We start from the raw sequence: 26426 nt of genomic DNA on the forward strand, positions 1-26426 counted from the left end.
GGATCAACTTTTTGAATGTTTCCGGCCTATTTATTCTGGGAAATATGGGGGCGCAGAAAATATTAGCTGTCGATAGTATCGCAAACGAAAAGCGGCCGCAAGTGTTTTTTATAAGCAGGTGGCAAGGCCGCCGTTCTGCTTAGTGCTCTGCCGAGCGGGCTTGGCGCTGGGCCTCGATGATCAGGCCTTCGAGTTGGGGGGACATCCGCAATGCCACCTGCGCGCCCATGGATCCGTCCGGCTGGCGCTCGGTTTCCAGCGCCAGACCAATGTGTTCATCATTGAACGCATCCGGCGCGGCTTCAATCTCGACGTAGCGCGCAAGCAAGGCGTCAACCGCCTTTTGAGCGTCGGCCAGGGCCTCGTCCGACAATTGGCCCTGTCCCAGGTATTGATTCACAACGCGCGCCAGGTCGTTCATGAAGAACAGCAGGGCGGCCGCGCCGCGGCAATCAGGCTGGGTGAATCCCCAGGGGGCGGAAGTGGCGTGTTGAGTCATGGGCAAAGCCGTGTGGGGTTGCGAGCGGCCGGGGCCGGAATCCGGCATTTTAAAGGATGGGAATAAGGGCGAAGCCCATTCGAAATCGGGCATGCCATAGGGCATACTTTCGACCCTGATGATCCGACCCGCCCAACCTTGCGACCTGGCCTGCCTGGCCGATGTCGAACGCTCCGCCGCGCAACGCTTTCACGGCACCCCGATGGCGTGGGCCGCCGACGGGGACCCGCTGCCGTTGGCGGACCTGGTTGCGGCCCACGCCGCCGGCCTGCTGTGGGTGGCGCTGCGTGATGACGGGCAGGTATGCGGTTTTGCGCTGGCTCAGCCCATGGATGGGGATCTGTTCCTGGTTGAAATGTCGGTGGCCTTGCCCTCGCAGGGGCGGGGCTTGGGTCGAGGCTTGATGCAGGCGGTGCTGGGCCACGCGCGGGCGGCTGGGCGCTACGGGGCCGTCGTCCTGACCACAGATCGCGAATTGCCCTGGAATGGGCCGTTTTACCGACGGCTCGGTTTCCGCGAGTTCGCGCCGCCGTATTCGCCCGGCCTACAGCGGCGCGTCCAGGCGGAGGCCGACGCGGGCTTTGACCCGCGGCGGCGCTGCGCCATGAGGTATCCGCTGCCGCCTTGAACAAGGCGAAACAAGACCCGCCCTGTGTCAACTCGCTTCGATCGCAACAAAATCCGCCCGAGGGCGGTCCTACTCGGACGCTTCGGGATAATCTGCGCACTGGCGTCCGCTATTGACGGGGGCGGGCGCCAACCGGTTCATCAACCCGCTGGAGGATACGCATGTCACTGTGGCGAGCCAGCCTGACGGGGCTGGCGATGGCTTCGATGCTGTTCGTGACGGCCTGCGTCAACAAAGAACCGCAAGAGCGCGCGGCATTCATCCAGTTGCTGCAAGCGCGGATGAACAGCAATGTGCTGCTGCCGATTGCCGCGTTGAGCAAGGTCGAAAAAGAGGCGCTGGGCGACTACGCCGATGCCTACGAAGTCATTACCGATTTCCAGCAGGAAATGGCCGAGTCGGCCCGTGCGATGCGCGACGTGCTGGCGCTTGAGACGATTCGTTCGGTGGGTGACATCGTCGAGCGCAAGTCCGGTTTTGAAGCCGCGCGCAAAACGCTCGCGGAAAGCGCGGCCAAGCTGCAGGAGGCGCGTGAAACAGCGGACAAGGCGCGGGCAGAACTGCAATTGCCGGCTGATCTGGCGCCTGTCTACGATGGCGTGTATGACGAATCTGTCTCCGGGCCCGCCCTTGAACTCATGCGGGCAGCCTCAAGCATGGACTCGGTTGCACGCGATGCCCTGGGTATCGCGGACCTGGTGTCGGCCAATGCCGAAGAAATACAGTTGGTTGACGGTCAGACGCGTGTCGCCACGCCCACGCTGCAACACGAATTGAATCTGCGCTTGCAGGGCCTGAATGCACAGGCGGACGAGCTTGCACAAGCGCGACAGACCATCCTGCTTGCCGCGGGTGGTGGAGCCTGAACCGGCGCGCGCGAACAGGCTAAGTACAATGCGGGTCTCGCGGCGTTTGCCGTGCCTGGAACGAAATATGAGCCAATCCTCCAGCTTGCACTTCAGAACCTTTCTGCTCCTGCTCGTGGTGGTCTCCATCGCGTTCGGCTGGCTTTTGTGGCCTTTCTATGGCGCGGTTTTCTGGGGCGCCATTCTTGCCATCATCTTTGGACCCTTGCAGCGCCGACTGGCCAAGCGCATGGGGGGGCGGCGTAATCTGGCCGCGCTGATCACCTTGCTGGGGGTATTGCTGCTGGTCATTCTGCCGTTGGTGCTGATTAGTGGATCGCTGGTGCGCGAAGGTGCAAACCTGTACCAAAGCATCAAGTCGGGCGAACTGAATTTCGGTCTGTATTTTCAGCAGGCGATGGCGGCCTTGCCGCCGTCGGTGCATGATGTGCTGGCGCGGTTCGACCTGGCCGACATTCCCAGCCTTCAGGAAAAGCTCAGCGCGGGGGCGATGCAGGCCAGTCAGTTCCTGGCGACGCAGGCCTTAAGCATCGGGCAAGACACGTTCCAGTTCATGATCAGCTTCGGCATCATGCTGTATCTGCTGTTTTTCCTGCTGCGTGACGGGCCCGAGCTGTCGGCTCGTATCAAGCGCGCGATGCCCTTGAGCGATGGGCACAAGCAACATCTGTTTCGCAAGTTCACCACCGTTGTGCGGGCCACCGTGAAGGGCAACGTCGCGGTGGCGGCGGTGCAGGGTGCACTGGGCGGCATCATCTTTTCGATCTTGTCGATCCAGGGGGCGCTGTTGTGGGGCGTGATCATGGGCTTCCTGTCGCTGCTGCCTGCCGTGGGGGCCGGCCTGATCTGGGTGCCTGTCGCGGTCTACTTCCTGCTGACGGGCGCCGTGGTCAAGGGCGCGGTGCTGATCGCGTTTGGCGTGCTGGTCATCGGCATGGTCGACAACGTGCTGCGCCCGATCCTGGTGGGCAAGGACACCAAGATGCCCGACTACGTGATTCTGATTTCCACGCTGGGCGGCATGGCGCTATTCGGCCTGAACGGCTTTGTGATCGGGCCGCTGATCGCCGCGCTGTTCATGGCGAGCTGGGATCTTTTCTCGCAGACTTCCGACGGCATGATCGAACAGAAGGAAGCGCCCCCAGTGTCGCGCAAATAACGATGCCGGGGTCTGCGCGCCTGCGCTGGATCAGCGCAGGCGCAGCAACTGGTCGCCGATGACCAGATCGCGTTCAGTGCGCGGCTGCGTCCGCACCAGCCCTTGCCGCAAGGCTTCCCCGATGTCGTCCACGCCCGTCATGTCGTCCATGGGCTGCTGGAAACTTTCTGCGCGCAGATAGCCCAGGTGGCGCCATTGGCCGCCGGCGGCCGGCGTAAACGCAATGAACCATTCACGCGTTCGGTGTGCGCCACTGCGTTGCGGCGCCACGTACAGGATGAGTTCGTCCTGGTCGTCGCCTGTCAGGTCAGCGAAGATCACCTGGCAGCGTTGCGTCGGCGGTGCTGCATCGGCTGGCGGGTCTGTCGGCGCGTCCGCCTGCGCATCTGCCGATATGGCGCACCCCCGTGCCTCATTGGGAAATTCGGCCCGCAGAAGGCGCCACCATGCCACGGGAACGTCATGTCCGGCAGGCGTGCTTGCCAGCGGCGGCGGGCTGACGGGCGGCGGATCCGCTGCGTCGTTCCGCGACTCGTCCCAGTTGAAATAGCTGCCCTTCAGGGTTTCAGCCGCGGCCACGGCAATCCGGGGATCCCGCGCATTGGCGGCGCCATCGGCCAGGCGCCGCAGCGCGTCTTGCCCCCATCGTCCGTAGTCTTTTCCCATGGCGTAAAAACTGAAATCCTGGGGGTCTTTGCGCCCGTCGACCAGGCGTTGAAACTGGCTTTCAGCGGTCAGCCGCATGGGGTTGGCAAGCGGCGTGTTGAACGCCAACAGCAGCGCCAGTATGGCGAAGGCGGCGGCCAGATTGGTGGCCGCCAGCGCTGCATGGTCATGCCTGGGCCGCAAGGCCGCCCAGGCATAGCCGGCGCCATACAGCACCAGTACCACGCCGCTGCCCACGCCCCAGGCGCGCAGCACTGTCCAGCCGTACTGATCCACACGGACCACCGCGCCGTACAGCGCGACGGCCGCCAGGGGCAACAGGCACACCATTGCCCAGCGCAGGGCCCGACGCAGGCGCGGGCCGAACGGGGCGGCATTCGGGCTGTCTTGCCAGGCGGCGTTGATCAGCTTGATCCATACCAGCGAAAACGCAATCAACGCGCCCGCGGATAACTGCACCGCCTGCAAGTCCAACGCCAGCCGCGCCGCCAATGCAACGGTGAAGGCCAAGCCCACCAGCGTGACCAGCGGCAGCAGCCAAGCGTTCAACGTCAGCCAGGATCGCTGCAGCGTGTCCGTCAGCGCGGGGCGGCGGCGCACGCCGACGAGGCAGGCGGCCAGGATTATCGGCCAGACGGCAAGGCGGAATGTCGCGTCTTCAACAAGCCTGCGGACAAGCCGGATTCCAATCATGTCGAACATGGCGCCCGCCGCCGCCAGCAACAGGCAGACGCACGACGCCAGGCACAGGCTCAGGCCAAGATGGACGGTGTTGCGCCACGCCGCACGGAACACGGCGGGGTAATTCCACTGTGCCCGGCGTGTGTTCAGCGCCTGCACCAGCGGCAGCAGCACAAATCCGGCGATGCCGGTCAACAGCAATGGCATCGCGGCATCGCCGCGGCTTAGCCATCCTCCGCGTTCGTTGGGCAGCGCGCCATAGGCCGCCGTCAGGCCATAGGCCGTGGCGGCCGGCAGCAGCAGGCCATAAATGAACAGCGCGGCCAGCCAGCGCCGGGTGCTTTGCATGCCCGACAGCAGGGCGCCGGCAAGCGGCGTCAACGCCAGCCACTGCAGCAGGAAGTACAGGGCAAAGGGTCTGCCCCAAGGCCACGCTCGATGCGCCATCAGTTCGTGCAGGCATACGCCAAGCAGGGCGGCGATGGCGCCATAGATCAGCACGGTCCTGTCGGCCGCATCCAACGGTCCGGCGACGGTTTTTTTCAGGGACGGATTCTTCATGCCGCGGATAGTAGCAATTTGGCGTCTTCGTGCGTTTCGGCGGCGAGGCGCGTGCGATGAAATTGTCGTCCGGCCGCTGATTTCGGAGTAAATTGGGGACGCGATACAGCCCGCCGAAAGGCGCGATAGCGCCTGCAAAAGGCGTCTGTGCATGGATTGTGCGGTTGCGGGGTTCTGCAATAATTTCTGAATTTCATCCCGCCCGGAGGCATCACCGGGGCAGGACGTATCGGGAGGCGCATGGGTCCAAGGGGGAAAGCGATGGCTGACGGCGAAAGCCTGCCTGGCGTGAGGGCGCGTCCTCAACACCGGTATTCCATGCGGACCGGTTTGCTCATCCTGGTGTTCGCCTGTATTTCTCCCGCGCTGGTCGTGGCGTCGATCGCGGTGTACGAAAGCTACGTTGTCCAGAAAGATCGGATTTTCCGCGACACGGTTTTCCTGGCACGCAACCTGACCTCTGTGCTTGACCGCGAGCTTACTGGAGTTGAAGCCGGGGTTCAGATGCTGGCATCGTCGCCAGACCTGCTGAGCGGCGATCTGGCCAGCTTCCATCAGCGCGCCCGGGATTCCGTGCGCTTCCAGATCGTGGACAGCTATGTCCTCACTGATGGGGAAGGGCGTCAGATCATCAACACCTTGGTGCCCTATGGATCAGCGTTGCCGCGCAGCGGTGCGCCACAAGCCCTGCGCCAAGTGTTCATTACACGGCAGCCAGTGCTGACGGGCTTGTTCATGGGCGGGGTCACCAAACGGCCGACCATTGCCATGGGCGTGCCCGTGGTGCGCGGCGATAGCGTCATCTACAGCTTGAATGTGGGCTTGTCTCCGGACCGCATCGGCAGCGCGCTGGGCCGGCACGCCTTGCCGGAAGGCTGGGTGGCGGCTGTGCTGGACGAATCCGGCACCATCATCGCCCGCACCGGCGACAGCTCACGGTTTGTCGGGCAAAAGGCCGTGCCTTCCTTGGTGCAGGCGATACAGCGCGAAAGCGAAGGCGCTTTTGAATCGGTCACCAAAGAGGGCACGCCCGTCTATACGGCATTCAGCCGCTCGGCGTTGTCAGGGTGGACGGTTGCCGCCGGGGCGCCCATCAGCCTGGTGACGACGAACCTGTACCGCTCCATCGGCTGGGTGGCGCTGGGCACCTTGATTGCGTTCGGCCTGGGCCTGTGGCTGGCCTTGCGCCTGGCCAACCGGCTGACCTCGGCGGTGCAAGGGCTGGTGGGGCCGGCGCTGGCGCTCGGTGAAGGGCGCACCGTTGAGCTGGCCGGCACCAGCGTCAAAGAGGCCGAAGAAGTGGGCACCGCGTTGTTGCAGGCGTCGCGCATGCTGGCGCATGCCCAGCACCTGGCGCACTACGATCCCTTGACCGGTTTGTGCAACCGCGTGCTGTTCGGAGAACTTGTCCTGCGCGAACTGTCCATGGCGCAGCGCAGTGGCGATTCCTTCGCCATCCTTGCCATTGATCTGGACGGATTCAAGGCGGTCAACGATCTGCATGGTCATGCCGCGGGCGACACCGTGCTGAAGGAAGCCGCGGACAGGATGGCGCGGGCCATCCGCGTGTCTGACGTCGCGGCCCGCTTGGGGGGCGACGAATTCGCCGTGCTGTTGATGGGCGTGGGCCAAGCGCAGGCGCAGCCGGTGGCCGAGGCCTTGGTGGACAGCCTGTCGCTACCCTATCCAGGAATTCGCGTGGCCGTATCGGCAAGTGTCGGCATTGCCGTGTATCCCGACTCTGGCATCACGATGCTGCAATTGCTGGAGCGCGCCGACGTCGCGCTGTACAAGGCCAAGGCGGAAGGCAAGCGGCGGGTGGCGTCGGACGTGTGATGGCGCGTACTACCGTGTTCACGTATCGGGCTGCGGTGCTTGCTGAGGCGCAAGCGCCGTCAGGACCTCGCCAGAGGTCAAGCGATATCGCCGTTCGCCCAGGGCGATCACGCCTTCTCCGTCCGACGTTCTGAGAATGTAGCGGGAGTCCGCCAGCGGCACAGGGCTGGACGGACCCCGGTCGTTCGCCTGCAAGAAAACCTCTATCCGGTACAACCTGCCCGATTCCGTGCTGGCAAGCACATCGCTCAATCTACGTATGGAAATGGCCATGCGGCTGATACTCCCTCTTGATTGATGTTTCAGTGGGTCTGTCGCGTTTCCCTGCGCGGACGCCTCGATACCAAGGCTGGTCACTACGATAACGATAGGTTTTCGCTACACTGCCCGCCTGTTGCCGCGCCAGGGCGGGCATCAAGCCAATAAGCGAACACGTTCATGCGATCTTTTTCCGGCCGGCATGCGGCCACTCTCTGCGGTCTGCTGGCGATCCTGCTTTGGGGCACGGTCGTTGGACTGATTCGCGGCATCAGCGAGAGTTTTGGCGCCATCGGCGGCGCCGCGCTCATTTATACGGTAGGTTCGGTATTCCTTGTGTGTCTGCTCGGGTTTCCGGCGTTGCGGAGTTTCCCGCGTCGTTATCTCATGGTGGGCAGCCTGCTGTTTGTCACTTACGAAATCTGTCTGTCGCTGTCGCTGGGCTTTGCCATCGACCGGGAGCAGGCCATCGAGCTGGGCATCGTCAATTACCTGTGGCCCTGCCTGACTGTGTTGTTGGCCATCGTGTTCAACGGCCAGCGCGCCAACGCCTGGGTGTTGCCGGGAATAGCGCTGTCGGTATGCGGCATTGCCTGGGTCGTGGGCGGATCGGGCCTGTCCTGGGAACGCACCGTCGCAAACATATCCAGTAATCCTCTCAGCTACGGATTGGCATTCGGCGGCGCCATTATCTGGGCCGTATATTGCAATGTGACCAAGCGATTCGCCGATGGAAAAAACGGCGTGGCTTTATTTTTCATGCTGACCGCGGCGGCATTGTGGGCAAAGTACTTTTTCAGCGCTGAACCGCCATTGACGTTTACCGGCCCGGCCACGCTGGAGCTATGCCTGACCAGCGGTGCGATGGCAGCCGGTTATGCGCTGTGGAACGTGGGCCTACTGAAGGGCAACCTGACTTTGCTGGCGACGGCGTCCTATTTCACCCCGGTGCTTTCCACCTTCTTTGCCGCCATATGGCTATCTACCCGCTTGACGGCTTCATTCTGGCAAGGCGTGGCCATGGTCACCGCCGGTTCCTTGCTGTGTTGGGTGGCCACAAGAACCAAATCCGCCCGGGGCGATTAGCCCGGGGCGGCTAAAACGCTGGGGCAGAACTATCAGTCGATCAGCATGGACTGCGCGACCGCATAGCCCAGCGGAATCAATAACAGCGACGCAAAGGTTGAACTGACAATCGCCGCCGATATCTTCAGCCAGGGCTCTGGCCCCGCGCTTCGAATCGTTTGAATCACCAATCCGACGATACCCATAACCATCAAACAGCTGATTACCACTGCTACGTAAGTCATGTTGTCTCCGTCCTCGCCTGATTAAAGGGATTCGGCGCCGCGTTGCGCGGTCTAGATGTGTGTACTGATTGTGCGCCTGTATTCGCAGAGTTGTCCCTAGGGTTTTCCTGGCACAAATGTGGCGGTGTGGTGTTTTTGCCGCGCGCCTTGCAGCATGAATCCATGTGCGCGCGCAACATTTCAAACAGCGTGCGAAAGCGCGTTTAAGGCAAGTCCGATTGCGCTACGATGGGCGCATATCTCCACGGAAAATCCGAAACATGACGCAGAAATTGCGCCCCGGCACGCGTGCCACCCTTCAAGTCAGGCAACTCTTGCCGGGAGAGTTTGCGTGGATCATTACCTTGCTTGATCCCGAAAGCGGCAATGTGCACAGCACCAATTATTCTGAAAAGCGCTACGGCAGCCAGGATGAAGCATCGGCTGCGGGCAAGGCCGCCGTCGTGGAATTTCTGGGCGCCGGTGAAAAAAATGGCTTGGTGGTGGCCAAAGACGGCAAGCTCAAGCCCTGACCCTGCCCGGTCGCCCGCGTTTTACGAACAAGCCCTCGCAAGAGGGCTTTTTGCTGGGCGCGGCCAGGCCGGGGCTTGGGTGGGCACGGCAATTGCTGTAGCGGTGGCGGCGCGCTTGGCGCCGCCAGAGGAGAACAAGCCATGTCCCAAATCCCGCATCGAGAGCCCGGCCTGCCGGACGATCTGCCGCCGGACGATCCGTCATTGCCCGGCAATCTGCCGCCCGATGATCCGCTGCCGGACCCCAATCAACCGCCCGACGACCCGCCGCTTGTTGATCCGACGCCGCCGGCGCCGGATCCCCGTTTGCCGGGAACGATAGATCTGGCTTGATTGCCGGTTTGCGTGGTTCGAAAACCTTAAAAGGAGACTGTCACATGCGTTCCATTCTGTTGTGGCTGCTCGGCGTGCCCATTCCCATCATCATCCTGCTGGCGCTTTTCTGGCATTGACGCCGGGCTTGGGGTTGCGGTGCCGTTCGGGATTGCCCCTTCGGTATTGCGCCCGCCGACGTCACAAAACAATGAACAAGGAATCACCATGGAAAACGCATCATCTTCAAGCCTGGCCCACGGCGGCGCCATTCCGCCGCGCGAGTCCGCCATATCGGCGGTGTCTTGGGCGGCGGTGTTTGCTGGCGCCGTGATCGCGGCGGCGCTCTCGCTGGCGTTGTTTGCGGGGGGAACCGGCCTGGGCTTTCTATCGGTTTCACCGTGGGGCGATGAGGGGATGTCGGCGCCTGCCGTCGGCATCGGCATCATTGCGTGGATGTTGTTCACGCAGATCATTTCCTACGGCATCGGTGGCTACGTGGCCGGGCGTTTGCGCACGAAGTGGGTGGATGTGCATTCGGACGAGATCTATTTCCGCGATACCGCGCATGGCTTTTTAGTGTGGGCCTTGAGTGCTGTCGTTAGCGCGGCGCTGCTGGGTTCCGCGCTGGCAACGCTGGCGTCCGGTGCGGCGAAAGCGGGGGCTTCGGTGGCGGCAGGCGCCAGCACGGCAATCATGGCAACGGCGGCGGCCGGGGCGGCGGGCGCCAGTGGCGGCGGCATGGACCGCGCCACCGACTACTTCACCGATACCTTGCTGCGCTCGGATCGGCCCGAGGCGGCGGGCGACCGTGGCGCGGCCCGCGCGGAAGTCGGCCGCATCGTCGCCATGAGCCTGGCGCGCGGAGAGATGACGCCCGAAGACCGCGACTACGTGACCAAGGTGGTGGCCGCGCAAACCGGCCAGGATCCCGCCGTTGCGCAGCGCCGCGTTGAGCAGACCATCGCCAACGCCAAGAAGGCGGCCGAAGAGGCCAAGCAAACAGCCAAGGAAGCGGCCGATCAGGCCCGCAAAGCCGCCGCCGCGTTCGCGCTGTGGGGGTTTGCATCCATGCTGATCGGCGCGTTCGTCGCAAGCCTGGCCGCAACCTGGGGTGGCAAACGCCGCGATACCCTGCGCACGCTGTAGGCGCGCGCAACGCAAAAGGCCCTCACCGAAGTGAGGGCCTTTCTAAATCTTGGTGGCGCATCCCTGATTCGAACAGGGGACCTGCGGATTATGATTCCGTCGCTCTAACCGGCTGAGCTAATGCGCCAATCCTTGTTCGTCATTCAGTGCTGCCTCTGCCTATAGCTTTGGTTTTTCAGCTATTAACTTTTCAGTTTTTAGCTTTATTCCGCTGCTTTATTCAGTAGCGCTGATCAACGAAGAACGAAATTCTAGCATGAAACTTTTTTTGTTTGCAAGCGGGCTTGCTGCAAAAAAACAGGAAGTGATTCACACGTCCCGAGCCAGGCGGATTCCCGAAAACTGCCAGCGGGCTTCGGGTGGGAAGAAATTGCGATAGCTCGCGCGGACGTGATCGCGCGGCGTGGCGCATGAGCCGCCCCGCAGTACGTACTGGTTGCACATGAACTTGCCGTTGTATTCGCCGACGGCGCCAGCATCAGGCTTGTAGCCTGGATAGGCGTCGTAGGCACTGGACGTCCATTCCCAGGTGTCGCCGAATAGTTGGACGGGGCCGCCCGAGCCGTTGCGCGCGGGCGCCGGGCGCGGATCCAGGTGCCCGTTTTCAAGCATGTTGGCGCGGCCAGGGAAGGCGGGGTCCGCCAGTTGCCGGGCCGCATGTTCCCATTCCGCTTCGCGCGGCAGGCGTACGCGCGCCCAGCGTGCGTAGGCGTCGGCTTCGAAGTAGCTCACATGGGTGACTGGCGCCTGCAGTTCCAGTTCATGCATGCCGCGCAGCGTGAAGACGCGCCAGTCGTCGCGCTGACCTTCCCAATAAAGCGGCGCGCGCCAACCTTCGGCGCAAACGCGGTCCCAGCCGGCGGACAACCACAGCTCGGGCCGCTTGTAGCCGCCGTCCTGGATGAACGCCAGGAATTCGTGTTGTGTCACAAGCCGGTCGGCCAGATAAAACGGCGCCAGCAACACTTCATGGGCGGGCCCTTCGTTGTCGAAGCCGAAGCCCTTGCCGTCGTGGCCGATGCGTGTGATGCCGCCGCCATAACGGGTCCAGCCGGCTGGCGTTGCGGGCGGCAGCGCCGGTGCGCCCGACGCCACGTAGGCGGGCTTGAGCGGGTTGAAGGACAGCATGTGCTTCACATCGGTAAGAATCAGTTCCTGATGTTGCTGCTCGTGGTTCAGGCCCAGTTCCAGCAAGGCGTCGAAGGCCGGGTCGTTTCCGCCTAAGCGCGAGATCAGGTCGTGCATGGCGGCGTCCACATGCTGGCGGTACTGCTGCACCTCGGCAAGCGTCGGCCGCGACAGCAGGCCGCGCTGGGGGCGCGGATGCTTGGCGCCGATGGCGTTGTAGTACGAGTTGAACAGCATGCGGTACTGCGGGTGGAAGGCGGTATAGGCAGGGTGGAAGTGCGTCAGTAAAAAAGTCTCGAAGAACCAGGTGGTGTGCGCCAGATGCCATTTGACGGGGCTACAGTCCGGCATGGATTGCACCTGGCAATCTTCCGGGCTTAGCGGCGCGGCAAGCGCCGTGCTGGTAGAACGCACGGCGTCGTAGCGATCGTGCTGGCCGGCCTGCCCGCCAGCGTAGGGTCCGGTGGCGGGGTGAGTCAGCAGGCAGGCAGGTTCCATGGCGATCCTCCAGTGGCGTTGAGGGGAAAGCGCGCGTCAGGCGCGGGCGCTGAAAACCGAAAACCAGCCGCGTGAGTCCGACCAGTGGGCAATGTCGTGAAAGCCGGCGCGTTGCAGCAGGTCCGCGAACGCTTGCGGCGTGAATTTGTAGGAATTTTCGGTATGGATGCGTTCGCCAGCACGGAATTCGCGCTCGCCCCCGGGCCAGCTCACGCATACGTCGCGCAAGGCTTCCAGGTGCATCTCCACGCGCGACCGCGCGCTGTTGAAGAGCGCCAGGTGGCGCCAGTCCGGAACGTCGAAATCGGCATCCAACACGGTGTTGACATGCCGCAGCAGATTCAGATTGAACGCGGCGGTAAGGTGCAACGCGTCGTCGTAGGCGGGCTCCAGCACTTGCTTGGGCTTGACGCGGTCCACCCCCAGCAACAGGCCGCCGCCCTCACATTGCGCGCGGATGCGCTGCAGCATGGCGTGCGCATCTTCAGGGCTGAGGTTGCCAATGCTGGAACCGGGATAGAAAAACAGCCGCTGCGCGTCGGGTATGCCGTCCGGCAGGGCCAGCGCTTGCGAAAAATCCTGGCCGACCGGGGTGACGTTCAATTCCGGGTACGACAGCCGCAGCCGTTCGACGGCGGTCTGCAGGTAGTCGACCGAAATGTCGATCGGAATGTAATGCTGAGGCTTCAGGCGGGCGAACAGGCGCTCGGCCTTGACGCAATCGCCCGCGCCCAGGTCAATCATGGATTGCACCGGCCCGATGTGGCTCGCGATGGCTTGGCCATGGCGTTGAAAAATCTCGGCTTCGCAACGGGTGGGGTAGTACTCGGGCAGTTGGGTGATCGCGGTGAACAGCGAGGAGCCCAGCGCGTCGTACAGGTACTTGGGGTCGATATGAGCGGGGTCGTCCAGCAGGCCGTCGCGCAATTCGATCTGCTCTGGGCTGGGCGCCTGGGAACCGGACTCGAAAAAATCGGAGACGGCGTGGGCAAGCACTGCAGAAGGGGAAACCATGCGTTCATTCCTTTTTTCCGAGGCGGTTGAAGCGCATTGCAAGAGGGGTATTGTGGCGGCGAGGGGGGTTGCGGTGTCAAGCGCCAAGCCGCCGAATGCAATGGACTTTTACGAAATCGAAGCCGGGCCGAAAAACGGGGCCAAGCTTCTTGCGTCCTTACCAGCAAGTTCCGATCCGATCGTCCCCGCCGCTGAAATATCGAATTACGGCTGGTTGCGAAAGCTGGAGCGGCGGCGCCGAATGATCGGCACAATGCAGATCTGGTCAACAGGACGACATCCCAACGGGATGACGCCCCATGGGCCCAACATTTTCAAGGAGCGACTATGAATCGAAAGCACCAACGCGCCGAGATGGCTCTGCATCGCGATCGGGTCAACGACAGCTTCCGCGACCTGGTCGCCGGCACTGAAGATCTCTTGCGCTCGACGGCTTCCTACACGGGCTCCGAAATTGAATCCGCGCGCGCGCGCTTGAAGCAGCAACTGGCCGAAGCCCGCCACCATGCGGGCGATTGGGAAGGCGCGGCGCGCGAACGTGCGTATCGCGCCAAGGCCTACGCCGATGAATATGTGCATGAAAACGCCTGGAAGTCGGTGGGCGTGGCAGCGCTGTTGGGCGCTGTGCTGGGGTGCCTGGTGGCAAGCGGCCGGCGTTAAATCGGGCTTCTCTTATGAGGCCGCCTCCGGCCCTGTGCCGGACAGAATTCGCGCCGGGCAAGCCTGCAAGCTTGTCCGGCGCGCGCCGTTGGGGGCGTGCGCTGTGGCTGATTTGCGCCGTCGCCATGGCGGCTGGCTGCGCCAGTGTGCCCGATGCGCGGGAGCGCCAGGCGCGCAAGGCGCAGGCCGGCCTGTCCGCCGATGCAGCGCGTGAAAGCTACCGCCGCGGGCATGGCATCGCGGCGGACCCCAACACCCCCAAAGATGATTTCCTGGCAAGGCACCTGGCGATGGAGCAGGCTGTCAGCGGCGCGCCTTTAGCGCCCGGCAACCGCGTCAAGCTGTTGGCTGACGGGCCCAGTACGTATCGCGCCATGCTGCAATCCATTGCGCAGGCTCGCCGCTACGTGCACATGGAAACCTATATCTTTGACGACGATGCGGAAGGCGCGCGCTTTGCCGAAGCCCTGATCGCCGCGCGCAACCGCGGCGCCGAGGTTTCGTTGATGGTGGATGCGGTTGGCACCATCAAGACGCCCGATGCCTTGTTCCAACACCTGCGCGATGCGGGCGTGCAAGTGGCGGTGTTCAACCCCGTCAACCCGGCAGCCGCACGCGCGGGTTGGTCGCCGAACCAGCGCAACCATCGCAAGGTGCTGGTGGTGGACGGCAAGGTGGGCTACGTAGGCGGCATCAACGTCAGCAGTGTTTATGAATCGTCGCCAGGCTCGGCGTCGGGTTCCGGCCCAGGCGCGGGCGGCGGGGGCGGCGCAAAGGCAGACGACCAGAAGGCCACGGGCGATGCCAAGGTCGCGCCATGGCGCGATACGCATCTGCGCATTGAAGGGCCGGCGGTGGCGCAACTGGAGCAGGTGATCCAGGCGGGGTGGGCGTCGCAATCCGACGAACCCATCAAGGGCGGCGGCACCTATGTGGCGCCGCCCGTCGGGTCAACAACCGTGCGCATCCTTGCCAACCAGCCTGACCGCAGCGACGGCTATACCGTTTATCTGACCTTGATGTCCGCGTTCGAAAGCGCGCAGAAGTCGATCCACATCACCATGGCGTACTTTGTGCCCGATCCCGCCTTCATCGACGTGCTGTCGGCGGCCGCGCGGCGGGGGGTGGATGTGGTGTTGGTGCTGCCGGGGTTCAGCGATTCGTCGCTGGTCTTCCATGCAGGGCGTTCGCACTACACCGATCTGCTTGATGCCGGCGTAAAGCTCTATGAGCGGCGCGACGCCTTGCTGCATGCCAAGACGGCGGTGGTTGACGGCGTGTGGTCCACCGTGGGCTCCAGCAATATGGATTGGCGCAGCTTTGCCCTGAACTACGAGATCAACGCGGTGGTGCTGGGGCCGGAATTCGCCGCTGAAATGGAAGCCTTGTTCCAGCGCGACGTTGCTGACTCGGTGCCCATCACTCAGGATGAATGGGGCCAGCGAGGCATCGACGACCGCTTCATGGAAACCTTTTCGCGGATGTTCGAGCGCTGGTTGTAGCCGGCGCGTCGTCCATCCGCCCCAAGGGCCTGCGCGCTATGCGCGGTGTTCGGCCAGCGCCGTGGTGATGTCCTGCGTGGGCAGGAACGACTCGGCTTGCGCCATCGCCCAACCCACGCGGAATACCTGATGGCGGAATTCACCGCGCAGCAGCTCGCCCGGCGCCAATTCAGGAAACAACGCCGACAGCAGGCGAATTTCGCTCGACGAGATGCGGCGCGCGATGTGATGCGGGCGCAACTGGCCGGGGTGGGTCAAGCCGGCGGCGGCCAGAAGTTCGGCCAGCGCGTGCAGCGTATTGCGATGAAAGTCGGCCACGCGCTGGGCCTTGTCCGGCACCACCAGCGCGCGTTGCCGCAAGGGGTCTTGCGTGGTGACTCCCGTGGGGCATTTGCCGGTATGGCAAGCCTGCGCCTGAATGCAGCCGATGGCGAACATGAAGCCGCGCGCGGCATTGCACCAGTCAGCGCCCATGGCCATTACGCGCGCCATGTCGAACGCGGTGATGATCTTGCCCGATGCGCCCAGCTTGATGCGGTCGCGCAGGTTCACGCCGATCAGGGTGTTGTGCACCAGGCGCAGCGCTTCGCGCAGTGGTGTGCCCACGTGGTCCACGAATTCCACGGGCGCGGCACCCGTGCCGCCTTCCGCGCCATCGACCACGATGAAGTCCGGCGTGATTCCGGTTTCCAGCATGGCCTTGACGATGGCGAACCATTCCCACGGGTGACCCACGCAGAACTTGAAGCCCACCGGCTTGCCGCCCGACAATTCCCGCAACCGCGCCACGAACTTCATCAGCCCGATGGGCGTGTCAAAGGCCGAATGGCTGGCCGGGGAATTGCAGTCTTGCCAAGGAGCGACGCCGCGCGCCTCCGCGATTTCCAGCGTGACCTTGCTTGCGGGCAAGATGCCGCCATGGCCGGGTTTGGCGCCTTGGGACAGCTTGATTTCAATCATCTTCACCTGCGGCGTACAGGCATTCTTGACGAAGGCTTCTTCCGAAAAGGCGCCGTGTTCGTCGCGGCATCCGAAATAGCCCGAGCCGATGTTCCACACCAGGCCACCGCCAGGCTGGCGATGGTAGCGGCTGATGCCGCCTTCGCCAGTGTCGTGCGCGAAGTTGCCCTGGCGCGCGCCTTCGTTCAGGGCCAGCACGGCGTTGGCCGACAGTGCGCCGAAGCTCATGGCCGACACATTGAAGGCCGACATGGAATAGGGCTGCGTGCAATCGGGGCCGCCCACCGTCACGCGAAAATCGGTGTCGTTGATGTGCGAGGGCGACATGGAATGGTTGATCCACTCATAGCGGTCGCCATAAACATCTTCCTGCGTGCCGAACGGACGCTTGTCGACTTCGCGCTTGGCGCGTTGGTAAACGATCGAGCGTTGCGCGCGAGAGAACGGCGCCGCATGCGTATCGTCTTCCAGGAAATACTGGCGGATCTCTGGCCGAATGAACTCAAAGAGGAAACGCAGGTTGCCGATGACGGGGTAGTTGCGGCGGATGGCGTGGCGGGTCTGGATCAGGTCATACACGCCCAGCGCGCCCAGCATCGCCAGAGGAACGGCGGCCCACAGCCACCAGAGCGAACTTGTGAAAGCCAGGACGGCGGTGACGGCAGCGCCGGCCAGGGTCAACAAAAAGGCCGTGTAACGGCCAAGTATCCAACTCATGTTCCTCTCCGTGATGCGGAAATGCAGCAACCATACACCAGGCGGCCGTGACCAAAAAAGAAAGCCCCCTGAAAACAGGGGGCCGAGCGTGGAACACTGTTTTTCAGCAGTGGGCCATTAGCAAGCGGAAGCTGGCGGGGTTTTTTCGACCGCCAGGCCGAAGGCGGGGCGTAGCCGCACACCCAATGCACTGCCCGCGAAGGCGGCCGGCAGCCACAGCCAGGCGTGCAGGCTACCCGACAGGATGCCGCTGAAGTAGGCCCCGATATTGCAGCCGAAGGCCAGGCGCGCGCCATAACCCAGCAGCAGGCCGCCAATGACCGCAGCCGCCAGCGAGCGCGCCGGAACCTTCCATACCGGGGCAAACTTGCCCGCGGCGCTGGCCGCGGCCAGCGCGCCCAGCATCAAGCCGATGTCCATCACGGTGGTGACGTCCTGGCGCAGCGGAGCGACCAGCGACGGCTGCTTGGCCCAATAGGCCCAGCTTGCCACGTCACCGCTGACGGCATTCAAGGCCTTGGCGCCCCACAGGGCGAACGCCGACGTGATGCCCCAGGGGCGGCCAGCCAAGGCCAGCGTGGCGAAGTTCAGCACGACCAGCGCCACGCCGCCCCAGATCAGGGGCCACGGGCCTTGCAGCAAGGAGGCGGGGCGCGCCGTGCGCGACGCGAAGGAAATCACATGCCCGTGGCGGCGCTTTTCCAGGACGGTTGCGCCCCAGGCGATCAGCGCGAACACAGCCAGATTGGCGATCAGCGCGGGCGCCAGGCCCCAGGCCTTGATCAGCGAGGTGGGCGCCAACGCGGGCAGCGTGGACCACCAACTGTAGTTGGCGGTGCCGATGACCGAGCCTACGATAAAGAAAAGCAGCGTGACCAGCATGCGCGTATTGCCGCCCCCGGCCGCGAACAAGGTGCCCGACGCGCAGCCGCCGCCCAACTGCATGCCGATGCCAAAGAGAAACGCGCCCAGCAGCACCGACACGCCGGGCGGAGACACAAAACCCGTGACCGGCTGGCCAAACAGCGTGCCCGCCGCCAGGAAGGGGAAGAACAGCAGCACGCCCACACCCAGCATGAGCATCTGCGCGCGCAGGCCCGCGCTGCGGCGGTCGGACACAAAGACACGCCAGGCCTGCGTGAAGCCGAAAGAGGCGTGGTACAGCGTGATGCCCAAGAGCGCGCCGACGACCCACAGCGCACCTTGGCGCCAACTGACGGTTTGAAGTAGATACAGCGCCCCAGCCAGCAACAGCAGCAAGGCAATCCACAGCGGCTTGCGGTTGATCTGTAGCGGCGGCAGGGCCGAGGGCAGGGGCAGGGTCGAGGCGTTGGTGCTCATGGGGTATCCCGGTGGGATCGGATTCGTCAAAGCAAACGGGCGCAAGATAGGGCGCCCGTGGAGAAGGATGAAAGTTTACGGTGGTGGCTTAATTGCTCAAACCATCAATTAATGATTGGTTAATAGCAAAAAGTTATTAGCGGACACTGCGACCGAGATCCGCCGTATTCACTGCAAACGCCACACCAGCGCTGCCAGAGTCAAGAGCAAGACGGGAAGCGTCAACACGATGCCCACCTTGAAGTAATAACCCCAGGTGATGCGCAGCCCCTTGCGCGCCAGCACGTGCAGCCAGAGCAGGGTGGCCAGGCTGCCGATGGGCGTGATCTTCGGGCCCAGGTCGCTGCCGATGATGTTGGCGTAGATCATGGCGTCCTTCAGCGGGCCCGTGGCGCTGGTGTCGGCGATCGACAGCGCGCCCACCAGCACGGTGGGCAGGTTGTTCATGATGGACGACAGAAATGCCGTGATCAGGCCCGTGCCCATTGCCGCGCCCCATAAGCCATATTGGGCACACCAGTCCAGCACCCGGGCCAGATGCGCGGTCAGGCCGGCGTTGCGCAGGCCGTACACAACCAGGTACATGCCCAGCGAGAAGATCACGATGTGCCAGGGCGCTTCGCGCATGATCTTGCGCGTGCCCACGATGTGTTGGCGTCCCGCGATCAACAGCAGGCCCAGCGCGCCGGCCGCCGCGATGGCGCTGACCGGAACGCCCATCGGCTCCAGCACGAAGAACCCGGTCAGCAGCAGGCCCAGTACGATCCAGCCAGCGCGAAAGGTGATGGGATCCCGAATCGCCGAGGCGGGGGCGGGCAGTTGGCTGACGTCATAACGTGGCGGAATGCTCTTGCGAAAGAACAGCAGCAGCACCACCAGCGTGGAGCCCACCGCCATCAGATTGACCGGCAGCATCACCGAGGCGTATTCGCCAAAGCCGATGCCGAAGAAGTCGGCCGACACGATGTTCACCAGGTTCGACACGATCAGCGCGATGCTGCCGGTATCGGCGATGAAGCCCGCCGCCATCACGAAAGCCAGCGACGCGCCGGGCCCGAAACCCAGCGCCAGCAGCATTTCCATGACGATGGGCGTCAGGATCAGGGCCGCGCCGTCATTGGCGAACAATGCCGACACCGCGGCGCCCAGCAGCACGATCAGCACGAACAGCAGCCGTCCGCGTCCGCCGCCCCAACGCGCCACATGCAGCGCGGACCATTCGAAGAAGCCGGCTTCGTCCAGGATCAGGCTGGTGATGATGATGGCGATAAAGGTGGCGGTGGCGTTCCAGACGATGCGCCAGACATCCGCGATGTCGGCCACGTGGACCACGCCAGTCGCCAAGGCCAGGCCGGCGCCGATGACCGCGCTCCAGCCGATGGACAAGCCTCTTGGCTGCCAGATCACAAGCGTGATGGTCAGAATGAAAATGGCGGCGGCAAGCAGCATGACAGGCGATCAGGAAATAGGATGGGCGCTGATCCAGGCCACCAGCACGCTGACGGTGAGCACGGATGCAACGGTGGAAACAAGAATGGCGCGCGAGGTCACGCGGGCATCGCGCCCGTACATCTTCGCCAGCATGAAAGGGCCCGTGCCGATGGGCAGCGCGCTCATCAGCACGGCGGTCCAGGCCCACAGCGGTGGCATCGAAAACACGTAGAACGCCAGCACGGCGGTGACGGTGGGCTGCAGCAGCAGCTTGCCGACCACCAGGCGCAGTACGCCGGGGCCCGCGGTGGCGGTTTCCGTCTGCGCCAGGAACAAGCCGATGGTGACCAGCGCGCAGGGGCTGGCGGATGCGCCCAGCAGCGCAACGTAGCGGTCGATGCCGTCAGGCAGGGGCAGGCCCGTGGCCGCCCACGCCAGGCCGAGCACCGGCGCGGCCAGCAAGGGGTTGCGCATCAACGCGCGGCCAACCTTGAGCAGCGTGGCGGCGGCGTTGGGGGCTTGTTGCCGGTCGAATTCGATCAATGCGATGGCAAAGCCGAATAAAACACTGGCGGTCAGCAGTGTGGTGAACGCGGCGGGCGCCAGGCTTTCCGCGCCAAACAGCGCCACGCACAAGGGGATGCCCATATAGCCCGCATTGGCATAGGACGCCGCCAGGCCTTCGATGCTGCGGTCGGTCAGCGGGCGCCGTCCGCCACGGCCGGGCAGAAAAGACACCAGGAAGGTGACGGCAATGCCGCCGGCGAAGGCGGCCACAAAGCCCCAGTGCGCCATATGCGCCAGATCCACCTGCGTCATCGCGCGAAACAGCAGCGCCGGCAACGACAGGTAGACCACGTAGCGGTTCAAGGCGTCGGTGGCGCCAGGCCCCAGTACCTTGCCCCGGGCTGCCAGCCAGCCGGTCAGGATCAGCGCAAAGACCGGCAGGGCGGCAGTGATGACGGCGTTCATGGTTGGGGGAGTGGGCGCGGGAAGGCGCTCATTCTACTTTGGGCGGATGTGGATTCTGGCGCGCGCTGCGGGTGACCAACAGAATGCCCCCTGCGGCCAAGGCCATGCCCGGCCACGCCAGCGCCGGGATGGGTTCGCCCAGCGCCAACAGCGCAAAAATGGCGGCGCAGGGCGGCACCAGGAAAAACAAGGCGGACACGCGCGAGGCTTCGCCGTGCCGGATCATGGTCAGCAGCAAGGTGATGGCGACCAGCGAATTTCCCACCACCAGATACGCCAGCGCGGCCAGCAGCGGGCCGGTCCATTCGATGTGCATGGGTTCCAGGGCGAAGGCCAGCGGCGCCGTCACGGCGAGGCCGACGGCGTACTGCACCATGTTGGACGTGATGGGATGCGTCGCCGTGCCGTAGCGTTTTTCGTAGAGCGTGCCGCTGGTGATGCAAAGCAGCGCGCCCACGGCGAACAGCAGCCCCAGCGGCGCCAGTACGTCGATGGACGCCTTGGCCACGATGACGAGCGCGGCGCCCGCAACGCCCAGGCCCAGCCCCGTCCAGCGCCGGGCGTCGACCCGTTCATGCGCGATCATGGGCGCCAGCAGGCCGATCAGAATCGGTTGCAGCGATGCAATCAACGCAAGCCCCGCAGCGGACATGCCCAGCTTGAGCGACAGATAGGTGCAGCAGAAATAACCGGCCTGCAGCAACACACCGACCATGGCCAGATGGCCCCATGCGCGCGCGCCGCGCGGAAGCGGTGGGCGCATGATCAGCATGAATGGCGCCAGGATGAGCACGACACAGGCGTAGCGCACCGCCAGGAACGTCAGCGGGTCGGCATAAGCCAGGCCGATCTTCAGCACCACGAAGCCGCTGGACCACAACAACAGGAAAAGCGCGGGGGCGGCTTTCAACCAGGTCGGGGGTGCGGCGGGCGTCATGTTGGGTGCGGGCAACGAGGGCAAGCCGCGATCGTACCCCTTTTCGTCTCGTTGTCATCCCTGCGAGAATGCGGCGTAGGATATTTATTGTTGATGAGCCGTACGCGAGGAAATGCAGATGTCGACCAACAAGCAATCAGCGGTGCGTATTGCCCTGGGGACCTGGGACCGCCTGCGCGAAGACGCCTATTCGGTCCGCCATGAGGTGTTCGTGGTTGAACAGAAGGTGCCGCCGGAGGTAGAGCTGGACGACGACGACGCCGTGTCGGTGCATGCGGTGGCCTATGGCCCCGACGGCACGCCGATGGGCACCGGCCGCCTCTTGCCCGATGGGCATATCGGCCGCATGGCCGTTCACAAGCGGGCGCGTGGCAAGGGGGTGGGCGCTCAGTTGCTTACCGCCTTGATCGAGCAGGGCCATGGCGACGGGCACCGCATGCTGGTGCTGCACGCGCAGAAACACGCGGCCGGTTTCTATGAGGCGCATGGCTTCACCGTCGAGGGCGAAGAATTCATCGAAGCCGGCATTCCGCACGTCGTGATGACGCGCGAACTGAAGTAGGGCAACACAAGTAGGGCGAACTGACGTTGGCTGACAGCAGGGCCTTGCAACGTCGGCGCGCGGAAAAGAAAAAACCCCGGTCGTTTTTTCACGAACGGGGTTTTTCTTGGCGCATCACGACAGGTACCTCGTGATGTAATAATTGGTGCCCAGGAGAGGACTCGAACCTCCACACCTTGCGGCACACGGACCTGAACCGTGCGCGTCTACCAATTCCGCCACCTGGGCTATGTTGCTATCCCCTTTGCGTCACAGGGTTCGTCGCTTTCGCGTCGTTTCTGGTTCAGCAGCAGAGAAGCGAGATTATGCACATTTTTTTTGGCGTACGCAAGCAAGAGTTTATAGGCAAGAGTTTATAGTGTCGCCCCATGTCCCGAGCCCTATGCACGCGTTGCCTGCGCCCCGAATCCCACTGTCTGTGCCCGCTTATTCCCGCCTTGTCATGCCGCACCCATCTGCTGGTGTTGCAACACCCTAGTGAAGCGCGCCATGCATTGAATACGGCCAGGTTGGCGGTGTTGGGCTTGGCTGGCGCGCGGCGTGTAGTGGGCGAAACCTTCACGCCCGACGTGTGGGAAAAACCGGGCTACGCACCCCGCCTGCTGTTTCCGGGGCCCGCCGCCGACGTCTTGACGCCCGGTTATGGCCGAGATCTGGATCAGCCAATTCAATTGATCGTGCCGGATGGCACCTGGGGGCACGCGCGCAAGCTGCTGCACATCAACCCTGAGCTGGCGGCGTTGCCGCGTGTGATGTTGCCGCCGGGGCTGACGACGCGCTATCGCGTGCGCCATGCCGACATTCCGGGCGCGCTATCCACCATCGAAGCGGTGACGCACGCCTTGAACGCGATTGAAGCCCCGATGAATGTCGACGCCTTGCTGCGGCCGTTCGAAGCGCTGATCGACGGGCAGATCGAAGGGATGGGTGAGGATCTTTATGCGCGCCATCATTTGCAGCGCAAGGTGCCGTGGCGTTAATGCCTGCACCCATGGCTAGGTGGGAAGAGGGCGAATAATCAAATTGGTTGGGCGCAAACCGGGTGCATCGCATAATGCGCCCGATATATCGAATCTCAGCCCCGAATGTCAGCCCCGAATCTCAGCCGCTTGCGCTTATTGGCGCACAAAGCAAAAGCCCCGAGCATCTTTCGATATTCGGGGCCTTCAGCCTTGCTATCAACCCAGCGCTGACGCTGTTCTGACTTATATGCGGGTGGTGCCCAGGAGAGGACTCGAACCTCCACACCTTTCGGCACACGGACCTGAACCGTGCGCGTCTACCAATTCCGCCACCTGGGCACTGGAAGAGCTATTTGCTCTAGCAGGTTTGCTGCTGGTATTGCTGATTTTTGCTATCCAACCCGTTTGAAAACGGATTCGATTTAAATTCCGTGGTGCCCAGGAGAGGACTCGAACCTCCACACCTTTCGGCACACGGACCTGAACCGTGCGCGTCTACCAATTCCGCCACCTGGGCACTGAGAGAACCTTGTCAGAACTATGTGATACGCTGCGGCCCTAGTTGCATGGTTTTATTAAGCGCTGTGTGTTGATTTCAACTTGCGTTGTTTTCAACATACTGACTTAACTAAAACATGCGTCCTGAGCGCACTTGGTTTTACAATGTGGTCTTTCGACCCAGGGTTGCATGGTTTTGACACCTGATTTGCAGCCCTTCTGACCATTTCTGCTTCAGTGTTCAGCCTTGGGCGAACCACAGAAGCTGCGCATTATATACGGAAATTTTAGCTTTGGCAAAACGATCGAATAACGAATCGAAAAACAACAGATCAACATCCTTGCCCGAAGCGCCGCCGGACTTCGACCCTGACGTCCCGTCCCGTGAAGCCATTCTGACCGCGCTGCGTACCGCAGGTTCGCCGTTGTCTCCGGTGGAATTGGCCGAACGCATGGGCGTTGAGCGCGCGGCGACGATGGTCGGATTTGAACGCCGCCTGGGCGCCATGGAGCGCGACGGCCAGCTTATGCCCAACCGCAAGGGCGTCTTGCTGCTGGCCACCAAGTTGGACTTCGTTGCCGGCAAGGTGCTGGGCCACCGCGACGGCTTCGGTTTCCTGCTGCGCGATGATGGCGGGCCGGACCTGTTCCTGTCCCCGCGCGAAATGCTCAAGGTGCTGCATGGTGACCGCGTACTGGTCAAACCCACCGGCGAATACCGGGGCAAGCCGGAAGGCACCATCGTTGAAGTCATTGAGCGCCGCACCAATAAGCTGGTGGGCCGTTTCCTGCACGAGCATGGCTTGTCCATCGTTGTGCCGGAAGACCAGCGTATCAAGCACGACATCCTGATTCCTCCCAGCGATACCAATGGCGCCCAGCATGGGCAGGTGGTCGCGGTTGAAATCATCGAGCAGCCCACGCGCCACACGCAGCCGCTGGGCCGTGTGGCAGAAGTGCTGGGCGAGATCGACGACCCCGGCATGGAAATCGAAATTGCCGTGCGCAAGTTCGACGTGCCGGTCGAGTTTTCGGAAGCCGCTCGCAAGCAGGCTGCACGCCTGCCTGACGTCGTGCGCAAGAGCGATCTGAAAGACCGCGTTGATTTGCGCGATGTGCCACTGATCACTATTGATGGCGAAGACGCGCGCGACTTCGACGACGCCGTGTATTGCGAGCCCGTCGAGCTTGGCACGGGCCAACGCAAGCGTCCTGGCTGGCGCCTGTTGGTGGCCATTGCCGACGTCAGCCATTACGTCCGTCCCGGCGATGCGCTGGACGACGACGCCATTGAGCGCGGCACCAGCGTGTACTTCCCGCGCCGCGTCATTCCGATGTTGCCGGAATCCCTGTCCAACGGGCTGTGTTCGCTGAACCCCGACGTAGACCGCCTGGTGCTAGTGTGCGACATGGTGATCCCCGCGACGGGCGCCAAGGCCGGCACGGTCACGGCCTATCAGTTCTATAACGCGGTGATGCACTCGCATGCGCGCACCACCTACACGAACATCTGGGCGGCGTTGCAACAGCCTGGTGGCCCCGCCGCCGCCGCGATGCGCAACGTGTTGCCGCATGTCCAGCATCTGTACGAGCTGTTCCAATTGCTGGTGCAAGGCCGCAAGAAGCGGGGCGCCATTGATTTCGACACCGTCGAAACCAAGATCGTCTGCAACGAACTGGGCCGTATTGAACAAATCGTGCCGTCGGTGCGCAACGATGCCCACAAGCTGATCGAAGAATGCATGCTGGCCGCCAACACCTGCGCGGCTGATTTCATGACGCGCAGCAAGCATCCGGGCCTGTACCGCATTCACGAAGGCCCCACGCCGGAACGTCTGCAGTCGCTGCGCGAATTCCTGCGCACAATGGGCCTGTCGTTGGGCGGGGGCGATATGCCCACGGCCAAGGACTACGGCGACTTCCTCGACACCGTGCGCGGCCGTCCTGATTACCAGTTGCTGCAATCGATGTGCCTGCGATCCATGCAACAGGCCGTCTACAGCCCCGACAACATGGGCCACTTCGGCTTGGCCTACCCGGGCTACAGCCACTTCACGTCGCCCATTCGCCGCTATCCCGACCTGCTGACGCACCGTGTCATCAAGGCGTTGCTGGCCGGGCAGCGCTATGTGCCCAGCCTGGATGACCACGCGGTGGTCATCGGGCGCACGCAGAAAGAACACGAACAGGCCATCTGGGAAAAGATGGGCCTGGTGCTGTCGGCCACCGAGCGCCGCGCCGACGAAGCGTCTCGCGACGTCGAGGCCTGGCTCAAGTGCTGGTTCGTCAAGGAACGTGTGGGCGAGGACTTCAGCGGCACCGTGACCGGCGTCGCCAGCTTTGGCATCTTCGTCACGCTGGATACGCTGCACGTTGAAGGGCTGGTGCATGTCTCCGAACTAGGTGGCGAGTACTTCCAATTCAACGACGGGTTGCATGAACTGCGCGGCGAGCGCACGGGCATGCGCTACCGCCTGACCGACAAGGTGCAGGTGCAGGTGGCGCGTGTTGACTTGGAAGCCCGCCGTATTGAGTTCCGCCTGGTGCAGGGCACGAGTTTCGACGCCTTGCGCAAGGCGTCGGCCCGGGGTCCCGACGAGCCGGTGCGCAGGGTAAAGAAGGCGGCGGCGCCGAAACCGGCTGCGCTGAAAGGCCAGACCGCCAAGGAACGCCGCGCGGACGCCAAGAAGGCGGGCAAGCCGCCTCGGACGGCCAAGCGCGCTGCTCCGGCAAAAAAGGCGACGCACAAGCGCCATTGACCGCTGGGTTGATGGCCCCTTCATGGTCAGCCCGCCGTAGGGCGGCGC

25 protein-coding genes and 4 tRNA genes are annotated in these 26426 nt (G+C 63.3%); 14 read left to right on the top strand and 15 right to left on the bottom strand.

The window, feature by feature from the left end; genetic code table 11:
- Window positions 1-139: 139 nt before the first annotated feature.
- Entirely contained in the window at window positions 140-499 is a 360-nt protein-coding gene (locus tag ELS24_RS08800) for a hypothetical protein (RefSeq protein WP_050446083.1), read from the bottom strand.
- 118 nt (window positions 500-617) lie between these two features.
- Here ELS24_RS08800 and ELS24_RS08805 point away from each other — a divergent pair, with 118 nt between their 5' ends.
- The 3 genes from ELS24_RS08805 to ELS24_RS08815 all read left to right on the top strand — a co-directional run bounded on the left by ELS24_RS08805 (window position 618) and on the right by ELS24_RS08815 (window position 3152).
- On the top strand, window positions 618-1127 hold the full coding sequence (locus ELS24_RS08805; RefSeq protein ID WP_127183862.1) for a GNAT family N-acetyltransferase: 510 nt from the start codon (window positions 618-620) through the stop codon (window positions 1125-1127).
- A gap of 161 nt (window positions 1128-1288) precedes the next feature.
- On the top strand, window positions 1289-1993 hold the full coding sequence (locus tag ELS24_RS08810; protein WP_127183863.1) for a DUF3053 family protein: 705 nt from the start codon (window positions 1289-1291) through the stop codon (window positions 1991-1993).
- Between the two features lie 67 nt (window positions 1994-2060).
- On the top strand, window positions 2061-3152 hold the full coding sequence (locus ELS24_RS08815; RefSeq protein WP_127183864.1) for an AI-2E family transporter: 1092 nt from the start codon (window positions 2061-2063) through the stop codon (window positions 3150-3152).
- A 30-nt stretch (window positions 3153-3182) separates the two neighbouring features.
- Here the strand turns inward: ELS24_RS08815 and ELS24_RS08820 are convergent, their stop codons facing one another.
- Window positions 3183-5060 carry a DUF4153 domain-containing protein gene (locus ELS24_RS08820; RefSeq protein ID WP_127183865.1) on the bottom strand — a complete coding sequence of 626 codons (1878 nt, stop codon included), beginning with the start codon at window positions 5058-5060 and terminating at the stop codon, window positions 3183-3185.
- Between the two features lie 261 nt (window positions 5061-5321).
- Here ELS24_RS08820 and ELS24_RS08825 point away from each other — a divergent pair, with 261 nt between their 5' ends.
- Window positions 5322-6896, top strand: a complete 1575-nt coding sequence (locus ELS24_RS08825) for a sensor domain-containing diguanylate cyclase (RefSeq protein ID WP_127183866.1) — start codon at window positions 5322-5324, stop codon at window positions 6894-6896.
- An 18-nt stretch (window positions 6897-6914) separates the two neighbouring features.
- Here ELS24_RS08825 and ELS24_RS08830 read toward each other — a convergent pair whose 3' ends face one another.
- Window positions 6915-7169 (bottom strand): hypothetical protein, encoded by a 255-nt coding sequence (locus ELS24_RS08830; RefSeq protein ID WP_050445951.1) that lies wholly within the window; start codon window positions 7167-7169, stop codon window positions 6915-6917.
- A 165-nt stretch (window positions 7170-7334) separates the two neighbouring features.
- Here ELS24_RS08830 and yddG point away from each other — a divergent pair, with 165 nt between their 5' ends.
- A complete protein-coding gene (yddG, locus tag ELS24_RS08835; protein WP_127183867.1) occupies window positions 7335-8240 on the top strand; it encodes an aromatic amino acid DMT transporter YddG in 906 nt (301 codons plus the stop codon).
- A 32-nt stretch (window positions 8241-8272) separates the two neighbouring features.
- On the opposite strand, the gene ELS24_RS08840 is transcribed toward yddG, so the two are convergent.
- Complete coding sequence (locus ELS24_RS08840) at window positions 8273-8464, bottom strand: hypothetical protein (protein ID WP_050445949.1); 192 nt, start codon at window positions 8462-8464, stop codon at window positions 8273-8275.
- Between the two features lie 260 nt (window positions 8465-8724).
- Between ELS24_RS08840 and ELS24_RS08845 the strand changes: the two genes are divergently transcribed.
- The 3 genes from ELS24_RS08845 (at window position 8725) to ELS24_RS08855 (ending at window position 10437) form a co-directional block, all read left to right on the top strand.
- Window positions 8725-8976 (top strand): hypothetical protein, encoded by a 252-nt coding sequence (locus tag ELS24_RS08845; protein WP_050445948.1) that lies wholly within the window; start codon window positions 8725-8727, stop codon window positions 8974-8976.
- A gap of 141 nt (window positions 8977-9117) precedes the next feature.
- A complete protein-coding gene (locus ELS24_RS08850) occupies window positions 9118-9309 on the top strand; it encodes a hypothetical protein (protein ID WP_050445947.1) in 192 nt (63 codons plus the stop codon).
- 207 nt (window positions 9310-9516) lie between these two features.
- Window positions 9517-10437, top strand: a complete 921-nt coding sequence (locus ELS24_RS08855; RefSeq protein WP_127183868.1) for a hypothetical protein — start codon at window positions 9517-9519, stop codon at window positions 10435-10437.
- A gap of 50 nt (window positions 10438-10487) precedes the next feature.
- On the opposite strand, the gene ELS24_RS08860 is transcribed toward ELS24_RS08855, so the two are convergent.
- The 3 genes from ELS24_RS08860 to egtD all read right to left on the bottom strand — a co-directional run bounded on the left by ELS24_RS08860 (window position 10488) and on the right by egtD (window position 13077).
- Window positions 10488-10564: transfer RNA gene (locus ELS24_RS08860), tRNA-Met, on the bottom strand.
- A 182-nt stretch (window positions 10565-10746) separates the two neighbouring features.
- The gene (gene egtB / locus ELS24_RS08865) at window positions 10747-12063 is read right to left on the bottom strand and encodes an ergothioneine biosynthesis protein EgtB (protein ID WP_050445945.1); all 1317 of its coding nucleotides are present in this window, start codon (window positions 12061-12063) and stop codon (window positions 10747-10749) included.
- 36 nt (window positions 12064-12099) lie between these two features.
- On the bottom strand, window positions 12100-13077 hold the full coding sequence (gene egtD / locus ELS24_RS08870) for an L-histidine N(alpha)-methyltransferase (protein WP_127183869.1): 978 nt from the start codon (window positions 13075-13077) through the stop codon (window positions 12100-12102).
- Here egtD and ELS24_RS08875 point away from each other — a divergent pair.
- From ELS24_RS08875 to ELS24_RS08885, 3 genes are all read left to right on the top strand, one after another.
- On the top strand, window positions 13076-13408 hold the full coding sequence (locus ELS24_RS08875; protein ID WP_127183870.1) for a hypothetical protein: 333 nt from the start codon (window positions 13076-13078) through the stop codon (window positions 13406-13408). The two genes, egtD and ELS24_RS08875, sit on opposite strands and share 2 nt — an antisense overlap.
- Window positions 13405-13737 carry a DUF883 family protein gene (locus ELS24_RS08880; RefSeq protein ID WP_050445943.1) on the top strand — a complete coding sequence of 111 codons (333 nt, stop codon included), beginning with the start codon at window positions 13405-13407 and terminating at the stop codon, window positions 13735-13737. Before ELS24_RS08875 ends, ELS24_RS08880 begins: the two co-directional genes overlap by 4 nt.
- Before the next feature lie 125 nt (window positions 13738-13862).
- On the top strand, window positions 13863-15239 hold the full coding sequence (locus ELS24_RS08885) for a phospholipase D-like domain-containing protein (RefSeq protein WP_240669545.1): 1377 nt from the start codon (window positions 13863-13865) through the stop codon (window positions 15237-15239).
- Window positions 15240-15275: 36 nt separating this feature from the next.
- Here the strand turns inward: ELS24_RS08885 and ELS24_RS08890 are convergent, their stop codons facing one another.
- The 5 genes from ELS24_RS08890 to ELS24_RS08910 all read right to left on the bottom strand — a co-directional run bounded on the left by ELS24_RS08890 (window position 15276) and on the right by ELS24_RS08910 (window position 21597).
- Window positions 15276-16916 carry an FMN-binding glutamate synthase family protein gene (locus ELS24_RS08890; RefSeq protein WP_050445941.1) on the bottom strand — a complete coding sequence of 547 codons (1641 nt, stop codon included), beginning with the start codon at window positions 16914-16916 and terminating at the stop codon, window positions 15276-15278.
- 117 nt (window positions 16917-17033) lie between these two features.
- Window positions 17034-18257, bottom strand: a complete 1224-nt coding sequence (locus ELS24_RS08895) for a YeeE/YedE family protein (protein WP_050445940.1) — start codon at window positions 18255-18257, stop codon at window positions 17034-17036.
- 168 nt (window positions 18258-18425) lie between these two features.
- A complete protein-coding gene (locus ELS24_RS08900; RefSeq protein WP_127183872.1) occupies window positions 18426-19706 on the bottom strand; it encodes an arsenic transporter in 1281 nt (426 codons plus the stop codon).
- Between the two features lie 9 nt (window positions 19707-19715).
- Window positions 19716-20660, bottom strand: coding sequence for an AEC family transporter (locus tag ELS24_RS08905; RefSeq protein WP_127183873.1), 945 nt, complete (start codon window positions 20658-20660; stop codon window positions 19716-19718).
- Window positions 20661-20688: 28 nt separating this feature from the next.
- Entirely contained in the window at window positions 20689-21597 is a 909-nt protein-coding gene (locus ELS24_RS08910; protein WP_127186282.1) for a DMT family transporter, read from the bottom strand.
- 112 nt (window positions 21598-21709) lie between these two features.
- Between ELS24_RS08910 and ELS24_RS08915 the strand changes: the two genes are divergently transcribed.
- A complete protein-coding gene (locus ELS24_RS08915; RefSeq protein WP_370641185.1) occupies window positions 21710-22159 on the top strand; it encodes a GNAT family N-acetyltransferase in 450 nt (149 codons plus the stop codon).
- A 143-nt stretch (window positions 22160-22302) separates the two neighbouring features.
- On the opposite strand, the gene ELS24_RS08920 is transcribed toward ELS24_RS08915, so the two are convergent.
- Window positions 22303-22387: transfer RNA gene (locus ELS24_RS08920), tRNA-Leu, on the bottom strand.
- A 140-nt stretch (window positions 22388-22527) separates the two neighbouring features.
- Between ELS24_RS08920 and ELS24_RS08925 the strand changes: the two genes are divergently transcribed.
- Window positions 22528-23139, top strand: coding sequence for a tRNA-uridine aminocarboxypropyltransferase (locus tag ELS24_RS08925; protein WP_127183874.1), 612 nt, complete (start codon window positions 22528-22530; stop codon window positions 23137-23139).
- A gap of 236 nt (window positions 23140-23375) precedes the next feature.
- Here ELS24_RS08925 and ELS24_RS08930 read toward each other — a convergent pair.
- Window positions 23376-23460: transfer RNA gene (locus tag ELS24_RS08930), tRNA-Leu, on the bottom strand.
- 93 nt (window positions 23461-23553) lie between these two features.
- Window positions 23554-23638 (bottom strand) — tRNA-Leu (locus ELS24_RS08935).
- Window positions 23639-23912: 274 nt separating this feature from the next.
- Here ELS24_RS08935 and rnr point away from each other — a divergent pair.
- On the top strand, window positions 23913-26378 hold the full coding sequence (gene rnr, locus ELS24_RS08940) for a ribonuclease R (protein ID WP_050445935.1): 2466 nt from the start codon (window positions 23913-23915) through the stop codon (window positions 26376-26378).
- Window positions 26379-26426: the final 48 nt, after the last annotated feature.

Origin of the sequence: Achromobacter spanius, assembly GCF_003994415.1 — a bacterium.
GTDB lineage: Bacteria > Pseudomonadota > Gammaproteobacteria > Burkholderiales > Burkholderiaceae_B > Achromobacter > Achromobacter spanius_C.

Excerpts from the sequence above, each read along its gene's own strand:
- ELS24_RS08915 (WP_370641185.1), top strand. The coding sequence starts at position 21,710 with ATGCAGATGTCGACCAACAAGCAATCAGCGGTGCGTATTGCCCTGGGG.
- ELS24_RS08840 (WP_050445949.1), bottom strand. The coding sequence starts at position 8,464 with ATGACTTACGTAGCAGTGGTAATCAGCTGTTTGATGGTTATGGGTATC.
- egtB (WP_050445945.1), bottom strand. The coding sequence starts at position 12,063 with ATGGAACCTGCCTGCCTGCTGACTCACCCCGCCACCGGACCCTACGCT.
- ELS24_RS08925 (WP_127183874.1), top strand. The coding sequence starts at position 22,528 with ATGTCCCGAGCCCTATGCACGCGTTGCCTGCGCCCCGAATCCCACTGT.
- ELS24_RS08800 (WP_050446083.1), bottom strand. The coding sequence starts at position 499 with ATGACTCAACACGCCACTTCCGCCCCCTGGGGATTCACCCAGCCTGAT.
- ELS24_RS08855 (WP_127183868.1), top strand. The coding sequence starts at position 9,517 with ATGGAAAACGCATCATCTTCAAGCCTGGCCCACGGCGGCGCCATTCCG.
- ELS24_RS08850 (WP_050445947.1), top strand. The coding sequence starts at position 9,118 with ATGTCCCAAATCCCGCATCGAGAGCCCGGCCTGCCGGACGATCTGCCG.
- ELS24_RS08830 (WP_050445951.1), bottom strand. The coding sequence starts at position 7,169 with ATGGCCATTTCCATACGTAGATTGAGCGATGTGCTTGCCAGCACGGAA.
- ELS24_RS08880 (WP_050445943.1), top strand. The coding sequence starts at position 13,405 with ATGAATCGAAAGCACCAACGCGCCGAGATGGCTCTGCATCGCGATCGG.
- yddG (WP_127183867.1), top strand. The coding sequence starts at position 7,335 with ATGCGATCTTTTTCCGGCCGGCATGCGGCCACTCTCTGCGGTCTGCTG.
- ELS24_RS08910 (WP_127186282.1), bottom strand. The coding sequence starts at position 21,597 with ATGACGCCCGCCGCACCCCCGACCTGGTTGAAAGCCGCCCCCGCGCTT.
- ELS24_RS08890 (WP_050445941.1), bottom strand. The coding sequence starts at position 16,916 with ATGAGTTGGATACTTGGCCGTTACACGGCCTTTTTGTTGACCCTGGCC.
- ELS24_RS08820 (WP_127183865.1), bottom strand. The coding sequence starts at position 5,060 with ATGAAGAATCCGTCCCTGAAAAAAACCGTCGCCGGACCGTTGGATGCG.
- ELS24_RS08825 (WP_127183866.1), top strand. The coding sequence starts at position 5,322 with ATGGCTGACGGCGAAAGCCTGCCTGGCGTGAGGGCGCGTCCTCAACAC.
- ELS24_RS08905 (WP_127183873.1), bottom strand. The coding sequence starts at position 20,660 with ATGAACGCCGTCATCACTGCCGCCCTGCCGGTCTTTGCGCTGATCCTG.
- ELS24_RS08810 (WP_127183863.1), top strand. The coding sequence starts at position 1,289 with ATGTCACTGTGGCGAGCCAGCCTGACGGGGCTGGCGATGGCTTCGATG.
- ELS24_RS08895 (WP_050445940.1), bottom strand. The coding sequence starts at position 18,257 with ATGAGCACCAACGCCTCGACCCTGCCCCTGCCCTCGGCCCTGCCGCCG.
- ELS24_RS08815 (WP_127183864.1), top strand. The coding sequence starts at position 2,061 with ATGAGCCAATCCTCCAGCTTGCACTTCAGAACCTTTCTGCTCCTGCTC.
- ELS24_RS08805 (WP_127183862.1), top strand. The coding sequence starts at position 618 with ATGATCCGACCCGCCCAACCTTGCGACCTGGCCTGCCTGGCCGATGTC.
- ELS24_RS08875 (WP_127183870.1), top strand. The coding sequence starts at position 13,076 with ATGCGTTCATTCCTTTTTTCCGAGGCGGTTGAAGCGCATTGCAAGAGG.
- ELS24_RS08885 (WP_240669545.1), top strand. The coding sequence starts at position 13,863 with ATGGCGGCTGGCTGCGCCAGTGTGCCCGATGCGCGGGAGCGCCAGGCG.
- ELS24_RS08900 (WP_127183872.1), bottom strand. The coding sequence starts at position 19,706 with ATGCTGCTTGCCGCCGCCATTTTCATTCTGACCATCACGCTTGTGATC.
- egtD (WP_127183869.1), bottom strand. The coding sequence starts at position 13,077 with ATGGTTTCCCCTTCTGCAGTGCTTGCCCACGCCGTCTCCGATTTTTTC.
- ELS24_RS08845 (WP_050445948.1), top strand. The coding sequence starts at position 8,725 with ATGACGCAGAAATTGCGCCCCGGCACGCGTGCCACCCTTCAAGTCAGG.